Annotated in this window: 1 protein-coding gene; it reads right to left on the bottom strand. The window is 56.5% G+C overall.

Going from position 1 to position 639, the window contains the following annotated elements:
* Positions 1-31 precede the first annotated feature (31 nt).
* A complete protein-coding gene (locus tag NW837_RS14785; RefSeq protein WP_414332335.1) occupies positions 32-349 on the bottom strand; it encodes a hypothetical protein in 318 nt (105 codons plus the stop codon).
* Between the last annotated feature and the right edge of the window lie 290 nt (positions 350-639).

Genomic DNA, 639 nt, shown 5'->3' with positions numbered 1-639 from the left:
AGTTCCCTGAATCCCCGCGTCGTTCGGGACTTCATTCGTCATCCTTGAAGAGAGGTTGTGTTTCCCCAGCGCGATATTCCCTTATCGCTTCCTCTGCCATGCGCGCAAGCAAGTCTTGAGAGCGTGCGAATGCCTCATCCCAGAGTTGCTCCTCTTCGTCGTCAGACAGATACTCCAGATAGGTTGCTTCGTCGACGAACTTTGTAAGCCGCTGCCCGTTGAACTCGGCTCTTAACGCGTAGCACACCTGCCGCTTGCCCGACTTTGTGATGCGCTCGTATCGGTGTGCCCGCACCTGTTCGCGGGGCACTTCCACGATGCGCCGTTCCTTGACGCTGTAGAACTGCATATGCCAATTTTACCCTGCGGCTAATCGAAACGCAGCCTGAAATAAAGCGCGCCGAAGCACTTCAGAGCGAGTGCCCTCGAGCGTGTCAAGGTTGCAGGCACTGGTAGACAGGTATAATCCATAGGTACAATCGAGGCATCTTTTGAGGAGGCACAAGCCATGTTCCCACGCAAGAATCGAGTAGCGCGATTGGTCGAGCAACTCAGAGCCTCTGACGAGGCGGCGCAGCAAGCGGCGATTGAGTCGCTGGAGTCGCTGAGCGACTCTCGCATCACAACGCAGGAGGCGCG

The sequence above is a fragment of the Synechococcus sp. R6-10 genome (assembly GCF_047461815.1).
In the GTDB taxonomy this organism is placed as follows: domain Bacteria; phylum Cyanobacteriota; class Cyanobacteriia; order Thermostichales; family Thermostichaceae; genus Thermostichus.
Note: the sequence above shows the minus strand (reverse complement) of the source record. Positions and strands in the feature narration are given on the sequence as shown.

Bases quoted from the DNA above. Each gene is read 5' to 3' on its own strand.
- NW837_RS14785 (WP_414332335.1), bottom strand. From the start codon at position 349: ATGCAGTTCTACAGCGTCAAGGAACGGCGCATCGTGGAAGTGCCCCGC.